At 44.2% G+C, this 16214-nt stretch carries 19 protein-coding genes; 7 read left to right on the plus strand and 12 right to left on the minus strand.

The genetic code is table 11. The features are described from left to right. Nucleotides 1-70: 70 nt before the first annotated feature. A complete protein-coding gene (locus tag LIX84_RS11885; protein WP_046873771.1) occupies nt 71-976 on the plus strand; it encodes a DUF808 domain-containing protein in 906 nt (301 codons plus the stop codon). 98 nt (nt 977-1074) lie between these two features. On the opposite strand, the gene pyrC is transcribed toward LIX84_RS11885, so the two are convergent. Both pyrC and LIX84_RS11895 read right to left on the minus strand, forming a co-directional pair. Next, the gene (pyrC, locus tag LIX84_RS11890) at nt 1075-2103 is read right to left on the minus strand and encodes a dihydroorotase (RefSeq protein WP_226421384.1); all 1029 of its coding nucleotides are present in this window, start codon (nt 2101-2103) and stop codon (nt 1075-1077) included. A gap of 155 nt (nt 2104-2258) precedes the next feature. Beyond that, nucleotides 2259-2423, minus strand: a complete 165-nt coding sequence (locus LIX84_RS11895; RefSeq protein WP_005375297.1) for a YqaE/Pmp3 family membrane protein — start codon at nt 2421-2423, stop codon at nt 2259-2261. Nucleotides 2424-2690: 267 nt separating this feature from the next. On the opposite strand from LIX84_RS11895, the gene LIX84_RS11900 reads away from it, so the two are divergent. After that, the gene (locus tag LIX84_RS11900) at nt 2691-4508 is read left to right on the plus strand and encodes a hybrid-cluster NAD(P)-dependent oxidoreductase (protein WP_226421385.1); all 1818 of its coding nucleotides are present in this window, start codon (nt 2691-2693) and stop codon (nt 4506-4508) included. A gap of 82 nt (nt 4509-4590) precedes the next feature. On the opposite strand, the gene nadE is transcribed toward LIX84_RS11900, so the two are convergent. Beyond that, nucleotides 4591-5421: an ammonia-dependent NAD(+) synthetase gene (nadE, locus tag LIX84_RS11905; protein ID WP_226421386.1), complete on the minus strand. Its 831-nt coding sequence runs from the start codon at nt 5419-5421 to the stop codon at nt 4591-4593. Between the two features lie 177 nt (nt 5422-5598). Here nadE and LIX84_RS11910 point away from each other — a divergent pair, with 177 nt between their 5' ends. Next, complete coding sequence (locus LIX84_RS11910) at nt 5599-6132, plus strand: nicotinate-nicotinamide nucleotide adenylyltransferase (RefSeq protein ID WP_226421387.1); 534 nt, start codon at nt 5599-5601, stop codon at nt 6130-6132. 14 nt (nt 6133-6146) lie between these two features. After that, nucleotides 6147-6629, plus strand: a complete 483-nt coding sequence (locus LIX84_RS11915; RefSeq protein WP_226421388.1) for a hypothetical protein — start codon at nt 6147-6149, stop codon at nt 6627-6629. 121 nt (nt 6630-6750) lie between these two features. On the opposite strand, the gene LIX84_RS11920 is transcribed toward LIX84_RS11915, so the two are convergent. Continuing rightward, entirely contained in the window at nt 6751-7359 is a 609-nt protein-coding gene (locus tag LIX84_RS11920; protein ID WP_047008435.1) for a hypothetical protein, read from the minus strand. Nucleotides 7360-7550: 191 nt separating this feature from the next. Between LIX84_RS11920 and LIX84_RS11925 the strand changes: the two genes are divergently transcribed. Continuing rightward, nucleotides 7551-8660, plus strand: a complete 1110-nt coding sequence (locus LIX84_RS11925; protein WP_226421389.1) for a 1-acyl-sn-glycerol-3-phosphate acyltransferase — start codon at nt 7551-7553, stop codon at nt 8658-8660. Nucleotides 8661-8734: 74 nt separating this feature from the next. Here LIX84_RS11925 and LIX84_RS11930 read toward each other — a convergent pair whose 3' ends face one another. After that, complete coding sequence (locus LIX84_RS11930) at nt 8735-9334, minus strand: hypothetical protein (protein ID WP_226421390.1); 600 nt, start codon at nt 9332-9334, stop codon at nt 8735-8737. Nucleotides 9335-9651: 317 nt separating this feature from the next. On the opposite strand from LIX84_RS11930, the gene LIX84_RS11935 reads away from it, so the two are divergent. Beyond that, on the plus strand, nt 9652-9924 hold the full coding sequence (locus LIX84_RS11935) for a YnjH family protein (protein ID WP_006742199.1): 273 nt from the start codon (nt 9652-9654) through the stop codon (nt 9922-9924). 74 nt (nt 9925-9998) lie between these two features. Here the strand turns inward: LIX84_RS11935 and LIX84_RS11940 are convergent, their stop codons facing one another. Further along, nucleotides 9999-10298: a YfcZ/YiiS family protein gene (locus LIX84_RS11940; protein ID WP_005375307.1), complete on the minus strand. Its 300-nt coding sequence runs from the start codon at nt 10296-10298 to the stop codon at nt 9999-10001. A gap of 607 nt (nt 10299-10905) precedes the next feature. Here LIX84_RS11940 and LIX84_RS11945 point away from each other — a divergent pair. Then, nucleotides 10906-11367: a TetR/AcrR family transcriptional regulator gene (locus LIX84_RS11945; RefSeq protein WP_005392508.1), complete on the plus strand. Its 462-nt coding sequence runs from the start codon at nt 10906-10908 to the stop codon at nt 11365-11367. A 191-nt stretch (nt 11368-11558) separates the two neighbouring features. Here LIX84_RS11945 and LIX84_RS11950 read toward each other — a convergent pair whose 3' ends face one another. The 6 genes from LIX84_RS11950 to LIX84_RS11975 are packed head-to-tail and all read right to left on the minus strand — an operon-like array spanning nt 11559 to nt 16143. Then, nucleotides 11559-12341, minus strand: a complete 783-nt coding sequence (locus LIX84_RS11950; RefSeq protein WP_226421391.1) for a heme ABC transporter ATP-binding protein — start codon at nt 12339-12341, stop codon at nt 11559-11561. Then, complete coding sequence (locus tag LIX84_RS11955) at nt 12341-13378, minus strand: FecCD family ABC transporter permease (protein WP_012842435.1); 1038 nt, start codon at nt 13376-13378, stop codon at nt 12341-12343. The genes LIX84_RS11950 and LIX84_RS11955 overlap by 1 nt, the downstream gene beginning before the upstream one ends. A gap of 9 nt (nt 13379-13387) precedes the next feature. Further along, the gene (locus LIX84_RS11960; RefSeq protein ID WP_226421392.1) at nt 13388-14257 is read right to left on the minus strand and encodes a heme/hemin ABC transporter substrate-binding protein; all 870 of its coding nucleotides are present in this window, start codon (nt 14255-14257) and stop codon (nt 13388-13390) included. 28 nt (nt 14258-14285) lie between these two features. Next, a complete protein-coding gene (locus LIX84_RS11965; RefSeq protein WP_046873761.1) occupies nt 14286-14699 on the minus strand; it encodes an ExbD/TolR family protein in 414 nt (137 codons plus the stop codon). A gap of 5 nt (nt 14700-14704) precedes the next feature. Further along, on the minus strand, nt 14705-15394 hold the full coding sequence (locus LIX84_RS11970; RefSeq protein WP_139059238.1) for a MotA/TolQ/ExbB proton channel family protein: 690 nt from the start codon (nt 15392-15394) through the stop codon (nt 14705-14707). Next, entirely contained in the window at nt 15394-16143 is a 750-nt protein-coding gene (locus LIX84_RS11975) for an energy transducer TonB (protein ID WP_041853118.1), read from the minus strand. The genes LIX84_RS11970 and LIX84_RS11975 overlap by 1 nt, the downstream gene beginning before the upstream one ends. Between the last annotated feature and the right edge of the window lie 71 nt (nt 16144-16214).

The raw sequence follows: 16214 nt of genomic DNA on the forward strand, positions 1-16214 counted from the left end.
CATCACTTTGATGAGTGATTTATTGGTGTTACATTTTGTTACTTACTCAATTTCATATAAGAGACAAAAAATGGCTGGAGCAAGTTTACTCACACTGTTGGATGATATTGCCACGGTACTCGACGATGTCGCCTTAATGTCGAAAATGGCGGCAAAGAAAACCGCAGGTGTGTTGGGTGATGACCTAGCGTTAAACGCTCAACAAGTGTCTGGTGTTGCATCTGAGCGAGAAATTCCAGTGGTTTGGGCGGTTGCGAAAGGCTCGTTCAAAAACAAATTGATTTTAGTTCCTTCAGCATTGCTAATTAGCGCGATTATTCCATGGCTTATCATGCCACTATTGCTAATTGGCGGCTTGTTTCTCTGCTTTGAAGGGGCAGAAAAGGTGCTTGAGAAAGTATTCCCTCACTCCCATCCGCACGAAGAAAAAGAAGAGTTAGTTAATACTGGCGAGTCGATAGAAGAGTATGAAAAACGCAAAGTTGCTGGTGCGATTCGAACGGACTTTATTCTTTCAGCGGAAATCATTGTGATTGCGTTGGGTACCGTGACTGGGGCGAGCCTTGTGACGCAAATCTTAGTGGTGAGCTTAATTGCAGTCATCATGACCATTGGTGTTTATGGCTTAGTAGCAGGCATCGTGAAATTGGATGACTTGGGCTTCTACCTTGAAATTCGCTCAAAAGGTAAGGGCTGGATGGCAAAAGTCGGCAGTGCTTTAGTTGCTTTTGCACCAAAGCTGATGAAGTTGTTAACGATTGTGGGTACTGCCGCGATGTTTTTAGTCGGTGGGGGGATTGTAGTGCACAACGTGCCTGCCATTCATCACTTTGTAGAGCCGATTATTATGAACTTTAGTGGTCATTCGGTTGCTACAGCGATTCTGCCTATTTTGCTTAACGGTATTATCGGTTTTGTGGCGGGTTTGATTGTGGTTGCTGTGTGGACAGCTGTAGAAAAAATTCGCGGCCACTAATAATCACAGCTCAAAACAAGAAAAGAACAACAAGGGTCATGACTTCTTTTCACAGAAAGGCATGACCCTCTTTTATGGGTGGAACGTCAGTAAAGTACTTACTTCACTTTCCACTCAATTTGTTCATTTGCTCGAATAGGCACAACGATATCATTGCCAAATGGCATCGTTTCCGGCACATCCCAAGCGGATTTTTCTAACGTTACCGTATCTGTGTTGCGCGCAATGCCGTAAAAATCAGGACCATTGAAGCTTGCAAACGCTTCCAAGTTTTCCAGCTTACCTTCATTCTCGAATACTTCTGCATAAAGCTCTAGTGCTGCGTGTGCGGTGTAAGAACCAGCACAACCGCAAGCTGACTCTTTTGCCCCTTTCGCATGTGGCGCAGAGTCGGTACCTAGGAAGAACTTCTTGCTACCACTGGTTGCAGCTTCGATCAGCGCTTGCTGGTGGGTGCTGCGCTTAAGAATTGGCAAACAGTAGAAATGAGGCTTAATACCACCCACAAGTATATGGTTACGGTTGAAAAGAAGATGGTGAGCAGTGATGGTAGCCGCTACGTTATCTGAGGCGTTATTAACGAAGCTTGCTGCGTCGGCAGTGGTGATGTGTTCTAGAACGATTTTAAGATTAGGGAAGTCATTGACGATAGGAGCGAGGACAGTATCAAGGAATTCTTTCTCTCGGTCGAAGATATCAACATCGTGATGTGTTACTTCGCCATGAACCAGAAGTAACATTCCGACTTCTTCCATCGCTTCGAGAACGTGGTAAATGTTCTTCGCATTGGTCACACCGGAATCTGAGTTTGTGGTAGCGCCTGCAGGATAAAGCTTGGCAGCAACAATGTTTCCGGTGGCTTTAGCCTTACGTATTTCATCTGGTGTGGTGTTGTCTGTGAGGTAAAGCGCCATCAAAGGTTCAAACTGTTCGCCATGTTGCTCTTTTAGAATTCGGTCACGGTAGGCTAGGGCGAGCTCAGTTGTAGTAACTGGTGGGACGGTATTTGGCATGATCAGCGCACGGCCATTGTAGCGGCTGATGTCGCGAACGGTGTCTCTAAGAACTTCCCCATCGCGTAAGTGAACGTGCCAGTCGTCAGGACGAGTGATTGTCAGTGTTGTCATTAATTGCTCCCACCATTGAAAAGTTGTCTGATTGGAGCCCAAGCGCCGTATTTGCTTTTGAGCAAACGCTTGCGCTTAGGCGACAGGATGATAGAGGAATTGCCCTCACATTTCATCCCATTTTTCACTTTTCTACAGAGTGAGAGTGTAAGTGGTTACTTCATTGTTAACCAAAGCGCGTGGATCGTACCTGGTAGAAAGAAGAAACACGTCAATATTAGGTTAATCAAAAAGTCTTTATTTAGACCTTTCTCCATAAACACCGCGACAGGCGGAAGAAAGATACATAACAAAATCAGAACCAGTTTTCTTGTATCCATAATTAAGCTCCAAATCGATAAATGGGAGTAGTGATAACTTAGGTGAATTATGTGTGTCGTATCACACTTTATCAAACGGTATTTGGTCAGAACGGTGTTAAAAAACGCGAATATTGAGTGTAGTAAATACTTGTCACTAAAACCAAATTTATAAGAATATGGTTTCTAGAAAGTTGCGATGGATGAAGAGACAGCAGACTCTGCAACTTAATGTGATTTGAGTATACAATACCGCAACAAATAAAAAACACCCGTAGGAAGAAGGCCATGTCGCAACCCGTTTTATCCCAAATTAATGTTTTTCCGGTTAAGTCAGTTGGCGGATTATCGCTGTCGTCCGTATGGGTTGAGAAGCAAGGATTGAGCTTCGATCGTCGCTTTATGATTGCGAAAGCTGATGGCTCGATGATCACTGCGCGAAAGTATCCGCAAATGGTAACCATTAAGTCTGCCTTATTGTCCGATGGGGTTGTGTTTAGCAGTTTGGGGATGGAGCCGCTTAAAATCCGTTATCAAGACTTTAAAATGCAGGAAACGCCAGCAACAGTTTGGAAAGACACCTTTACTGCATATACCACCACAGATGATGCAGATGATTGGTTTAGTCGTGTATTGGGTCAACGTGTTGAGTTGTTGTTTAGTGGTGAGCAATCGAATCGTGTTCGCGAAAAGCTAGGACAAAACGTTAGCTTTGCCGATGGTTATCCGGTGTTAGTGATTAGCCAGGCTTCCCTTGATGAACTGAACCGAAGAAGCTCTGAGCAACACTCTATGGATCAGTTCCGTACTAACTTAGTGGTCTCTGATACCAAGCCGTTTGAAGAAGATTCATGGAAGCGCATACGAATCGGTGAGGTAGAGTTTGAGTCTCTCAAACCTTGCGAGCGCTGTATCCTGACTACGGTGAATACCCAAAGAGGCACATTCCGTGAGAGCAAAGAGCCGCTCAAAACCTTGCAAGAGTTCCGTGCAAACGATGTCGGTGGTGTGTTCTTTGGCCAGAATCTTGTCGCGCGAAATGAAGGCATTATTCGTCAAGGCGATAAAGTTGAAGTATTGGAGTACAAAGAGCCGGAGTTTTACGCAGATAACTCGCCAGTGCGCATGACGTTAACATGTGTTGAGCGTGAAGAAATCGCCCAAGACTTCGTGACCTTATGGTTAGAACCAAACAAAGGTTCTTTACCTAATTACTTGCCAGGACAACACCTGCCAATAGAAGTGAATATTGATGGTAAGAAAGTAGGTCGACGCTATACGCTATCATCCAGTCCGTCTCGTCCGGGTCGCTATGCTATTTCTGTTAAGCGTATTGCAGGTGGAAGAGTCTCTAATTCGCTCTTAGACAATTTACAAGTCGGTGATGTTTTAGAGGCAGAACAACCTGATGGCCAGTTCCACCTAAAAACTCATGAAGCGCAGCCTTTATTGTTACTCTCAGCAGGCAGTGGAGTAACACCAATGCTATCGATGGTACGTTACTTAGCGGATCATAATCAGTTGGAGAACGTGGTTTTCTACCATCAATGTCGTACCGAAAATGATATTCCTTGTCGCTCTGAGTTGGAGCAGTTAAAGCGTAAGCACCCGGGGTTAGAAGTGAAAATCTGCTTGACGCAGCCTGCCGTTGATTGGTTTGGGTTAAAAGGGCGTTTAAGTTTGTCACACATTAAGCAAATCAAAGATATTGAACAGCGCCAAGTGTTTGTGTGTGGTCCTGATGGTTTTATGGAGAAAGCGAAAAATCTCCTACTAAGAAAAGGGCTGCCAGAAGAAAACTACCATCAAGAAGCGTTTGGCGTATCTTCAGTCACTTCAAGACCAGAGAAGAGCATAGCGATCGATTTTAATGGGACGAAAGTTGTAGGGAATAATCAGAAAACGTTGTTAGATCAGCTTGAAGACGCAGGGAAGGTTGTTAGCAATAGCTGCCGTGCTGGCTTATGCGGCGCGTGTAAGGTTCAGCTTACATCGGGTCAAGTACATCATCCGGACGTGCCTGCGTTGACAGATGAGGAACGTGCGATGGGAACCGTATTGGCGTGTTGTGCTGTCCCAGAGACGGACGTGACGGTAACAAACTAAGCGAGAAGGCTCCCCGGTTCTCAATAAAAACGCTGCTAACTTTAGCAGCGTTTTGAGTTTAAAAGTGAACGGAAAATATCGCTTAGTCGTAAATCGTTGGGATTGGCTGACGTTTGTGCTGCGTTGCTTTGTAAATCGCTACCAGACGATCACTCACTTGCTGTGGAACGGGTTTGCCTTCTAAGAAGTCATCGATCTGTTCATAAGTTAAGTTCAGAGCATCTTCATCTGCTTTTTGCGGCTCTAGTTCTTCTAGATCAGCCGTTGGTACTTTCTTAACAAGTAGCTCTGGTGCGCCTAATGTTGCAGCCAACTCGCGGACTTGACGCTTGCTTAAACCAAATAGAGGGGAAAGGTCGCACGCGCCGTCACCAAACTTAGTGTAAAAACCGGTGATGTTCTCTGCTGAGTGGTCTGTTCCCAATACTAAGCCGCCAACGTAACCAGCGATTTCATATTGTGCAATCATACGAGCTCGCGCTTTTACGTTACCTTTTACGAAATCAATTTTGTCGACTTCAGTCGGAAGCAGGCTCGTCCCTTGCAACGCGGTATCGGTCGCCGCATGCAAACCGTCAACACCATCTTTAATGTTCACAGACACAGAGTGTGTTGGCTTGATGAAAGAGAGTGCCAGTTGCGCTTCATCTTCATCTTTTTGCTCACCGTAAGGCAGACGTACTGCGATAAACTGATATTTGTCAGTACCTGATTCCGCATTCAATTGTTCTACTGCAAGTTGGGCAAGGCGACCTAACGTGGTTGAGTCAACACCGCCACTAATGCCAAGCACCAGTGACTTACAACCTGCTTCTTGTAGCTTACGCTTAATAAAAGCAATACGGCGTTCAATTTCAAAATGCGGATCAATTGAAGGGAGTACACGCATTTCATCACGGATGGATTGTTCCATTTAGGGTTCCTTTTCCTGCAAATATTTCAGACACCAAAGCCCGCTTGCTCAAATGGTGATAAACCATGCAATTGAGACTGATAAACACGACTTTAGGGTCAAAAGCTGTAAAGATTAGTAGTATCATACCGAAATCATCAGATTAGAAAACTCTCTTCAACCAGGTAATCACCGGATATGAAAAAAATCGCCATTTTTGGTAGTGCATTTAACCCACCTAGTTTAGGGCACAAAAGTGTTATTGAGTCATTGAGCCACTTTGACCTTGTGCTACTTGAACCTAGCATTGCACACGCTTGGGGCAAGAATATGCTCGATTACCCAACTCGGTGCAAAATGGTTGATGCATTCATCAAAGATATGGGGCTTTCTAATGTTCGGCGTTCTGATGCAGAGCAAGCTTTGTACCAACCCGGACAAAGTGTGACAACCTATGCGTTGTTAGAAAAAATTCAAGAAATCTACCCAACAGCCGATATAACTTTTGTCATAGGTCCTGATAATTTCTTCAAATTTGCTAAATTTAGTAGAGCAGACGAGATTATGGAACGTTGGACTGTTATGGCGTGCCCTGAAAAAGTAAAAGTCAGAAGCACGGATATACGTAACGCATTGGTTACGGGTGAAGACATAAACGCCTACACAACCCCGTCCGTCTGTGAATTGTTGCTTAACGAAGGCTTATACAAAGAAACATTATCTGGGAACTGAGAGGTCAGATTTTCATGGTCAGATTAGCCGTATTTAGTGCATGTGCGCTGCTTGTGGTCACACAAGCTCATTCTGCGTGTAACTATTTTTCTGATCGTTCTGTTGTGTTTGAAGATAACACCCTTCCTATCTGTGAAGAAATTTTAGATTCCATTGGCGTATTAAGTACGGATGCGTTGATTTGGTATGCTGCGGAAGCGAGATTCGAAGGGCCAACAGAAAACTATTGGGAAGAGTGGGCGATTAAGCCGGAAGACACACCACTCCTAACCCAAAATCTAGAAAAGAATTATTTTGGGCTTGGTTTTTGGATGCCGGAAGAGCTCCGAGACGAAGAGAGCAAAATGGACACAGAAGAGTGGCTCCGTAGTCATGGCCTGATGTTCAGCGTGGGTTTTGGTGATAAATCCGGCGGACAGCCAAGAATGCGATTTGATTATCGTTGGCACGAATATTACGACGCTGACTGGATGATGCAGATTGAAGTTCCCTTCTAGTCACCTTGAGCGAACATAAAAAGGGCGTACATCATCCATGCACGCCCTTTTTATTTGAGTCTCTATTCTCTGCGCGCATCACTCTGCGTAATACTGAAAAGATGGCTCGTTAGAATGCGAGTTATAGCGCTTCTCCAAAGACCAAAAAGCAAAGTTGCTCATATTCTTCTGTGTTACCCGCAAAAAGCGTATCGACAATCTGCTCTTCTTTCTTTCCCGACAGCTTCATTTTTCTTGCTTCACGGAGTGTCAGTACCAAGCACAGCTCCTTAGAAATGTCCATGTCACAACCAGGCGTCCACTGATTGATGGTTTTTGTTAACGTTGAGTGCGCTAGTTTCGGAGAGAGAGTCAATACTTCATGTCTTACTACCGTCAGCAGATCGGTTTGCAGATCTGAGCGCTCGGCTGTTGTTGCTAGTTTCTCGACGAGGGCTTTTAGCAGCGGTGAAGGTTTCACAAAACCTGCTTGTTGTGAGAAGTCATCATTTAAACGCACAGAAAAATCACAACGATATACACGAGAATTAGGTAAAAAGGTGAGGGAGCTCAAACATCCTTGAGGAATCCAAAAATATTGGCCTGGTTCAATGGCATACTCCTGCTTACCCAATTTAATGACGGCTAACCCTTCGACGACAGACAGCAGACTGTGCTTCAGTGCTTTTTTGCGCGCAGCTACTTCAAGAAAGGGGTATTTAGCGTCGTGAAATTCAATTGCGTAGTTCATTATGAGTACCAGTGTTTTTTGGCGCTAAGGGTAACGTTAAACCTATACGATTCCAACCAGCTGAGAGAATTTTTTAGCATGAGAAATTGTAGCCTAACTGGTATGACCATGTTAAAAGTATGGGTTGAAATGCTGCTTGTCAGCAAAACTATGCGTAAAATGTGCCAGCTTTTTTTGATATGTAATGAACAATGACTGCCAATACCGATCCTTATATTGAAATTCGTCCTTACAATGACGAAGAAATTCCAGCAGCGCTGGATCGTCTAATCCAAGATGATGAATTTATCACTGCTATTCTCGATCATCGCTTTGCTAATAAAGCAGCGTGGTTTAAAACGCTAATGAGCCCGATCCTGCGCATCTATCTGAAAGCTAAATGGAGCAAGCTTGATTCAGTAGAAGCGATTCAGATTGAAGTGAAGAAGTATCTGAAAGATACATTGAATAAGACAACGGATGGCGTCACTTTTTCTGGTTTGGATAAGCTGGATAAAAACACGTCGTACTTATTCGTTTCTAACCACCGTGATATTGCGATGGACCCTGCGCTAGTAAACTATGGCTTGTACCAAAGTGGGCACCGTACGGTTCGTATTGCGATTGGTGACAACCTGCTGAAGAAGCCATGTGCGACAGAATTGATGCGACTCAATAAAAGCTTCATCGTTAAGCGCTCTGCTAAGGCGCCTAGAGAAATGATGAAAGCATTAGGACAACTGTCGAGCTACATTAAACACTCGCTTGATACCGGTAATTCAATTTGGATTGCCCAAAAGGAAGGTCGTGCCAAAGATGGAAACGACTTTACTGATCCTGCGATTTTAAAAATGTTCCATGTTGAAGGCCGCAAGCAGAAGATCAGCTTTGGTGAATACACGCGTTCTTTGAAAATCGTTCCTGTCTCGATTGCCTATGAAAATGATCCATGTGACATTGCCAAAGCAAAAGAGCTGTACGAAAAAGCAGAAAATGGCCGTTATGAAAAAGGTGAATTTGAAGATATCGAAAGCATTATTCAGGGCATCATTGGTTATAAAGGCCGTGTGCATGTCGCGTTTGGTGATGTGATTGATCAAGAGTTTGAAACGCCAGAATCTCTTGCCGGCGAAATCGACCGCCAAATTCACAACAACTACAAGTTGTACCCAATCAACTTGCTAGCTGCTGGACGCGAAGATTCAAGCATCATCACAGAGGCGGTGAAGCGTAACCTCGCGGATAAATTGGAGCAGTTACCTGAAGGGGCAAGACCTTATTTGGTGGCGAGCTATGCCAACCCAGTGAACAATCAAGAGTAATATTCATCACTGAACTTGATGGATTATGAACGCCTTAAAGCCTCGGTTTCCCGGGGCTTTTTCTTGTCTGCTTTTTAAGGTGCAACAGCCCCGCCAAGGGTTAAATTGCTAGGCCACTTGGTGATCTTGTTACCACCTAAAAAGATATTCCCTTTCACCGTCATCGTGTCTGGAAATACTTGTAGCGCTGATCCTCCTATATAAAGGTTACCATCAACCACCAATCCTTCAGGAAGAGCAGAGATAGGAGTGCGAATAACACTTAAATCGCCTTTGACTCGAAGTTTAGCTGGGAGCGTTTTTAATGGTGTATCCGTCAAGTTCAGATAACCGCCGAGTTTGATGCCCCTAGGCCAGTTTTCGATCTTACTACCCAGTAGATTCGCATAACCTTTTATCTTTGTACCTGAGCGAATGGTTTTGAGTACGCTGTTGGTTGCTTCCAAACTGCCTCCAACATCAAGCCCCTTAGGCAGCTTTTTGATCGGGGTTTGCGAGATATTTAAGTTGCCTTTGACCACTAACCCAGAAGGTAATTGGGTGTAAGGTTTGTTTCGTAGATCAAGATTACCGTAATTATCGGTGTGACCAAACTTAGAGTAGTAATCTAGCTCATATGCGAAAGATGGGAAGCAGAGCAGCATCAAGGTAAGGAAAAGGGAAACAAAACGCATAGCCAGAGACTTAGTTAAACATAGAGATCTTAAGTGCTCATCTTATACTTAAATAGACTCATTATGCATACTTTGTTAACAGTTTTTGATTTTTAGCCCAAGAACTTCAAATTAGGGCTTTATCTGAAAGCATACACGCGCTCACGATGCCGAGTTTCTTCAGTGTGCAAGTTAGGGAATGATTAAGTGATTGATTATATAGTTTATTTAAAAAGTAAATGTGAGAAAATATCAGTAGAGATATGAAGAATATGAGGTTCTGCCAAGAACTGAACAAGCGTCCTTGTTAGTATCATGAGCGTCTGAGGGAGATTTTCATGAAGTTAAAAAGAGTGTCTATTTTTGCCGCTGGTGTTGTAGCAGTACTACTATCTGGGGCCGCTTTTGCTAAATCATACAGTACGCCAGAAAGCAAAGCGCTGGTGGTCGCTGACGGCAAGGTAGGTCAGCGTATCTGTTACTACGATGATAAAGCCTACACCACCGGAGCCGTGATTAATGTTGAGGGTGTATTACTGATGTGTACAGCTGAGAACGATTTTGAAACGAATGGTTCGTTAAAGTGGGTGGTATTCAAAAAAGATAAATAAACGCCAAAAAACGGTCTGTTTAATATTAGGATAGAGGAAAAATAAAAAAGCGAGCACAGAGCTCGCTTTTTCCATTAACGCGCGAGTGAGCGAGTTTTTAATTCAAAGATAAGCTTTTCAGCACTTACTTCAAATTTGAATCGAGCCGTCGCTTGGTTTGACTCTTCTGTTATTTCAGAAACATTGTATTCAACATCAGCACATACTGATTTAGCGAGCTCAATGTATTTTTGTAGTTCAGACTCTAGCTCTGTTTTTGTCTGTGCGAAAACCGTTACGTCGGCAACTTCGTCACCTTCTTTGATGATGAAGCCAATCTCGCCTGCGCAGCCGCAAGCTTCACATACTTGGTTTTTTTCTAATTCGACACTCATAACGAATCCTCTTGTAAATACTAAGGGTATTCTATCAGGTATTTGATCTGTATCTACAAAAATGACGAGTTTTGAATAAAAAAAGAACAGAATAGGCGCTTGTTAAGTAAGGGTTAAAGATTGGATTACTAAATCATCAAGAACGTTAATGTGATATATATCAACATTTAAAATCAATTAACGAACATAGTGACGAGATTTCGCTCAGCCCAGTTGAACTAATGGACAATTTATAAGACTATTTCTTGATTGATTATTTTTAATAATTATCATTCTTGGTCTTTGAATAGTTTCGATGAATAATTGGCGCAAGGTTTTGATGAGACTAACTTTTCGCCTTATTTTGAGTAGCATGTATTGACAAAAACATAACTGCAAATTGCACATTACGCACTGTAAAGACGTTATGATTTGGAACTTAACTTTATATTAAGTAGTCGCAGTACATATATCCAAATGGCCTTAATGCGCAGGTGTTAGCGGTTCAATTTTTAGGTTTCGCTTAACGAAGTGTCTTGGGCAACTTGGGTATAATGCTAAGAATGATTTCATTCTGGCCTCATTTAATAGTGAGTTAGATGGATTTACAAAGAGAAGAGCTTAAAATATGCCAAAGCGTAGTAAAGAAGATACCGAAATCACTATCCAAAAGATCATGGATGCCGTTGTTGATCAGCTACTAAGACTAGGTTACGACAAAATGTCGTACACGACTCTAAGTCAGCAGACAGGTATATCTCGTACCGGTATTAGCCATCACTTCCCTAAGAAAACGGACTTCACCGCCGCACTGGATGGCCGTATCTTTAAAATGTTTATTGAACACCTAGAGTTTGATAAAGGGCTAAGTGCATTTTCACAAAGTTGGATTAAAGCACTGGAAGATGCTGAGTTCCTCGCGATTTTACGACTGCTATTCCATCACATTGTCACGGCCGAAAATGCGCAAGAATTTGCTGCTAACGGTATTGACCGTTTATACAAAATGGTTGAAAGCCAGTTTGGCGCAGGTGGTGACAAAGAGCTCGAGTGGTTGATTGGCCGTTCATTGATCCAAATGAGTAAGTAATAGCAATTGAGAGCGCTAGATGAACACTTGTTTGCTGCTTTGGTTGTAAAGCCAAGGCAGAACACAGTAATTTTCTCGCCGCTCTTTTGAGCCCAAGATTCGATTAAATATCAAAGCAAAGGCCCGCAATATGATTATTGCGGGCCTTTGTCGTTTGGAAAGCAGAAGAGACGGCTCAGAAGAGATACACGCTAAGCGGCGGCCTGAACTTGAGGAAAGTCTAAAGTTGGATGTTTTGTCACGATGGAGCGGTAGCCATAAACGTGCTCAATGCGTTCTGGCGTCAGTGCATTCCATGGTGTGTCATCACAAACCAGTTTTCCGTTATGTAAAAGTACAAGTCGGTCTGCGTACTGGGAGGCTAAATTCAAGTCATGCAACACGACAACGACTGCGGCGTTCTGTATTTTCGCGGCCTCACGAGCAATCTTTAACGTGTTGTGTTGGTGGGCGAGATCTAACGCAGAGGTTGGCTCATCAAGCATCAAGATTCGTTCCTCGCCAGATTGGTGTAGCTGTGTCATCACGCGTGCTAGATGTAATCGTTGCTTTTCGCCACCAGATAAAGATGGATAGAGGCTTTCTGCCAAATGCATTACATCGGTTTGTTTCATGTAATGTAAAGCTAACTTAGTGGTTTCTTTATTGGACAGCGATAGCGGAATCGCGCCTAATTCGACCACTTCTCTGGCTAAAAATGGGAAGGTCAACGTACTGTGCTGTGGGAGCATCGCAATGTGTTTTGCGCTTTTTTCAGGCTCCCAATCATGCTTTTGTTTACCGAAGTAGGCGATGTCATGATTTGAAGAGATTTCACCACACAGAAGCTTGAGCAAAGTACTTTTTCCCGCACCGTTGGGGCCGAGTAGGGCGGTCACTTCACCAGCTCGGATATCAATATTGATGTCATCGAGAACAATGCGCTTGCCATATTTCATCGAAATGTTTTTACCCGATAAAACGATCTGGTTCATTACAAAATCTTCCCTTTCTGCTGGAACAATAAGTAGATGAAGAAGGGTGCACCGATCAAGGCGGTCACGATACCGACGGGTAATTCTGCTGGTGCCACGGCAATACGAGCAAACATATCAGCAGCGGTAAGAAGCAGCGCTCCCATGAGTGCAGAGATTGGCAGTAGCGTTCGATGGTCGGGGCCTGCTAGCATGCGTCCTAAGTGAGGAATCACGAGCCCGATAAAACCAATTGCACCACTAATACTCACCGTAATACCAACCCCCAATGCAGAGAGCAAAATAAGCTGTCGTTTGAGTTTTTGGACCGGAACTCCCAAGTGTCTTGCTTCTGATTCCCCTAGCAGAAGAGCATTCAGCGCCATCGATTTTTTCTGGAACCAGAATAATAGGACGACCAGCGTGACAGCGGATAGGCCTATCCCCGACCAATTTGCGCCAGCTAATGAGCCCATCGACCAAAGTGTTAGATCTCGTAGCATCTGATCATCAGCAATAAAGTTCATGTAACCGATCGCCGCTCCTGAAAGCGCGCTGATGGCAACACCAGCTAACAACATAATCGTAACTGAGGTACCAAATTTACTTGTGCCGAGCTTATAAACGAGAATGGTCGTCAACGCACCACCTAGGAAAGCAAAAAGAGGCAGCGCAGCTAAGTTCATTAGTTGCGGATAGTTTTGGCTAAACTCTGCAAATACAACAATAGCGAACGCACCGCCAAGTGCAGCACCAGCAGACACACCAATGATGCCGGGCTCGGCCAGCGGGTTACGGAATAAGCCCTGCATAACCACGCCACAAATCGCCAAAATAGCCCCGATGAACATACATAAAATGGTGCGAGGTAATCGGATCTCATTAATCACCAACTGAATGTGAGGAGCGAGATCAGAACTGCTTCCTGTTAGGCTACGCAAACTGTCAGTGAAACTAATGCTCATTGGACCTACTGTAATAGAGGCGATAGCAACAAATGCTAAAAAGCCACTAAGTACTGATAACGTCGTTGAAAGGGAGATACGTCTTAACAACATGTCATGTCTCTATGGGTAAAGCAGCGCATTCAGACGCTCGGCTTCTGCAAGGCTTTTAAGACCCAAACCACCAACAAGGGCGTGACCGTCAATCGTGATGATATTTTTATTCATTCCCGCAGGTGTTGCGGCGAGAAGTGGCATTGCTTTTAAAATCGCATCGGCACCGCCCAGCGTTTCATAGCTGCGACCGCTAACGAGAATAACGTCAGGCTGCATCTCTACCATGGCTTCTGTGGATAAAGGCTTGTAAGAAGACAGCTGGTCAGCAGCTGGGTTTTGTCCGCCTGCTAGCTGGATAATTGCATCGGGTGTGGTTTCTGATCCTGCAACGTTCGCAGGTCGACCTTCATGGATGAGTAGAAACAGTACTTTCTTTTTCTGAGCTTGAGCAGGTTGATTTGCATTGAGTGCTTGAACTTGCGCTTTCACATCTTGCTTTAAATCTTCCGCTTTAGCCTGGCGATTCATAAGGTTCGCAATTTGATAGATACGTTGGTAAAGGCCCTCAACGTTGGCATCGGTATTGACGATTTCTACATCTACCCCCGCCGCTTTTAATTGGTTCAATGCTGTTTTCGGTCCCATCTCATCAGAGCCAATGACTTTTGTCGGACGTAAGGCGAGCAACCCTTCTGCTGAAAGGCGGCGATGGTAGCCTACTTTAGGCAGCTCCATGCCTTTTGGTAACTGACTGGTTACGTCGATAGCAACCAAGCTATCTTTAGCGTCGAGTTCAAGCAACAGTTCAGTGACGGCACTGCCTGCACTAACAACACGCTCTGATGATGGTGTTTCATTGGCAAAAAGTTGGCTACTCGCAAGTAGGGAAATGGCTGCCGTAACAACAGCATGAATGGTGGCACGTGTGTTCTTCATTTTGAAAGGATCTCTATCTTACTTATTTTTATGATGGCTCTTCAGTGAGTAACTGAGTTGCCTGAATTCCGTTTTCTTGTAAAAAGCCGAGAAGTTGAACTAGCGACTGAATGTTCGCGGTTTTTTCTGCTCCAATCACAATCGGTTTATCGCTTGATTTACTCTCTTCTAGCAGCGCGAGGGTAAAGTTGTCCCAATCGATGTATGTCTTGCCGTTAATGGCCCAGTAAGGCTCGTCTTTGAGAATATTTACCGTGATGGATTGCTTATCGACATCTGCAACGGCCTGAGATTCTGTACTCGGTAAATTGACATCTAATGAATCGAGCTTGACCGCTGCAGTTAACATCAGGAAAACCATTACGATAAAAATGATGTCCAACAGCGGTGTTAAATCAGGAGTTAAGTCGTTACGAGTGTTGTCTTTTGGCGTTTTAATCATTGTGCTTATGCCTCGACCTTTGCAGAAGAGCGCACTGCTAATGTTGAATTGTCTGGCGACACGTGTTGCAGAGAGATACCTTCAAGCCATAAGTTGACATAGTTTAATGTGTGTTCGAGTTTGGCGATCACACGATCCGCCCACAAACCAATGATTTGTGCTCCTGAAATCGCAGGAAGGGCGATAATAAGACCTGCTGCAGTAGTGCGCATGGCCAAACCTAGACCGTCTGCCAAATCATTCGGGGTGATATTCCCCGTTGAGACAGCGATGCCTTTGAACATCTCAATTAAGCCAAGTACCGTACCAAGCAAACCAATCAAAGGGCTAATGACGCCAATCAACGTCAGTAAGCGAAGGCCAGAATGCAGCTGATGACGTTTTTCTTGTAGCCAAATGCCTGCGGCATCTTCTCTTAGAGACTTTGAGAAAGAGTGATGGGCAAGCAACATGGCAACGCCACGATAAAGGAGCGGTCGCTTATGCGACAATTCTTCTGCAAGCGTCTCAAGATCGTTTCCATTCGTTGGGTCTAACCCAATGAGTTTTTGGCGAATGGCTCGTTTCCCGACGCCAAGGCTAATCAAAACGTGGAATAACCGCTCGGTAATGATCATGACGGTGAGGGCTGAGCAAATGATCAAAGGCCATGTCATTAGGCCAAGTTGAGTTTGTAATTCTTGTAGTTGTTCCATTATCCATCCAACTTAAAACGAACAGGTACTTGTACTCGGTGAGCCACTTTTAGCCCGCCCGAAATATGTGGTGTAAATTGCCACTGTTTGATGGCACGAAGCGCTGAGGCGTCCAGCGATTCTGTGCCGGAAGACTCAATCAAAACCTGTTTAATTTGATTGCCATTTTCATCGAGCCATATTTCATATAAGGCTACGCCTTCGATACCGCGTCTTTGTGCAGATCTTGGGTAGCGAGGCTGAGTTGGTTGATTCACAAACGTTGGTTTGTCGACCAAAATAGGTTGAGACGTTGCCCCTTTGGATTGGCTCGCTGGCGCGGTTTGCTGAGCGACCATCTCTTTCTTCGCCGGTTCCGTTTTTTTCTTCGGTTTGGCTTCGGGCTGATTCTCTTGTTTTGTTACGGCTTTGGCTGGTTCCACCGTCTTAGGCTTAGATTGTTTAATCGGCTCTGTTTTTTTCTTCACTACCTTTTTCTTAACAGCGTCTTTCTTAACGACCTGTTTCTTTACGATCTTCTTTTCTGGCTCAGGCTGCTCCTGAGGCTGCGGCTCTTTTGGTGGCGCCACATTTTCTGGCGTGGATTTTTCGACGGTAGGTGGTGGTGCCGATACAAGGTTTAAACTTACCGAACTTGCTGGATTTCCAGCAGGCATCGCGAACACTTTCGTTTCTTGAGAAACAAAAAGAAGTGCGGCATGGATGGCAAGGGAAGCACCTCCTGCAATGACATATCTTTGTACGTTCACGGAATATCTCGGGAAACTATGAAAACTTGAGCAGATTATTACTCACAACCGAAATAAGATCAATTATCAAT

Source organism: Vibrio sp. E14, from assembly GCF_020515785.1.
Lineage (GTDB): Bacteria > Pseudomonadota > Gammaproteobacteria > Enterobacterales > Vibrionaceae > Vibrio > Vibrio diabolicus.

Bases quoted from the DNA above. Each gene is read 5' to 3' on its own strand.
- LIX84_RS11885 (WP_046873771.1), top strand. From the start codon at position 71: ATGGCTGGAGCAAGTTTACTCACACTGTTGGATGATATTGCCACGGTA.
- pyrC (WP_226421384.1), bottom strand. From the start codon at position 2,103: ATGACAACACTGACAATCACTCGTCCTGACGACTGGCACGTTCACTTA.
- LIX84_RS11895 (WP_005375297.1), bottom strand. From the start codon at position 2,423: ATGGATACAAGAAAACTGGTTCTGATTTTGTTATGTATCTTTCTTCCG.
- LIX84_RS11900 (WP_226421385.1), top strand. From the start codon at position 2,691: ATGTCGCAACCCGTTTTATCCCAAATTAATGTTTTTCCGGTTAAGTCA.
- nadE (WP_226421386.1), bottom strand. From the start codon at position 5,421: ATGGAACAATCCATCCGTGATGAAATGCGTGTACTCCCTTCAATTGAT.
- LIX84_RS11910 (WP_226421387.1), top strand. From the start codon at position 5,599: ATGAAAAAAATCGCCATTTTTGGTAGTGCATTTAACCCACCTAGTTTA.
- LIX84_RS11915 (WP_226421388.1), top strand. From the start codon at position 6,147: ATGGTCAGATTAGCCGTATTTAGTGCATGTGCGCTGCTTGTGGTCACA.
- LIX84_RS11920 (WP_047008435.1), bottom strand. From the start codon at position 7,359: ATGAACTACGCAATTGAATTTCACGACGCTAAATACCCCTTTCTTGAA.
- LIX84_RS11925 (WP_226421389.1), top strand. From the start codon at position 7,551: ATGACTGCCAATACCGATCCTTATATTGAAATTCGTCCTTACAATGAC.
- LIX84_RS11930 (WP_226421390.1), bottom strand. From the start codon at position 9,334: ATGCGTTTTGTTTCCCTTTTCCTTACCTTGATGCTGCTCTGCTTCCCA.
- LIX84_RS11935 (WP_006742199.1), top strand. From the start codon at position 9,652: ATGAAGTTAAAAAGAGTGTCTATTTTTGCCGCTGGTGTTGTAGCAGTA.
- LIX84_RS11940 (WP_005375307.1), bottom strand. From the start codon at position 10,298: ATGAGTGTCGAATTAGAAAAAAACCAAGTATGTGAAGCTTGCGGCTGC.
- LIX84_RS11945 (WP_005392508.1), top strand. From the start codon at position 10,906: ATGCCAAAGCGTAGTAAAGAAGATACCGAAATCACTATCCAAAAGATC.
- LIX84_RS11950 (WP_226421391.1), bottom strand. From the start codon at position 12,341: ATGAACCAGATCGTTTTATCGGGTAAAAACATTTCGATGAAATATGGC.
- LIX84_RS11955 (WP_012842435.1), bottom strand. From the start codon at position 13,378: ATGTTGTTAAGACGTATCTCCCTTTCAACGACGTTATCAGTACTTAGT.
- LIX84_RS11960 (WP_226421392.1), bottom strand. From the start codon at position 14,257: ATGAAGAACACACGTGCCACCATTCATGCTGTTGTTACGGCAGCCATT.
- LIX84_RS11965 (WP_046873761.1), bottom strand. From the start codon at position 14,699: ATGATTAAAACGCCAAAAGACAACACTCGTAACGACTTAACTCCTGAT.
- LIX84_RS11970 (WP_139059238.1), bottom strand. From the start codon at position 15,394: ATGGAACAACTACAAGAATTACAAACTCAACTTGGCCTAATGACATGG.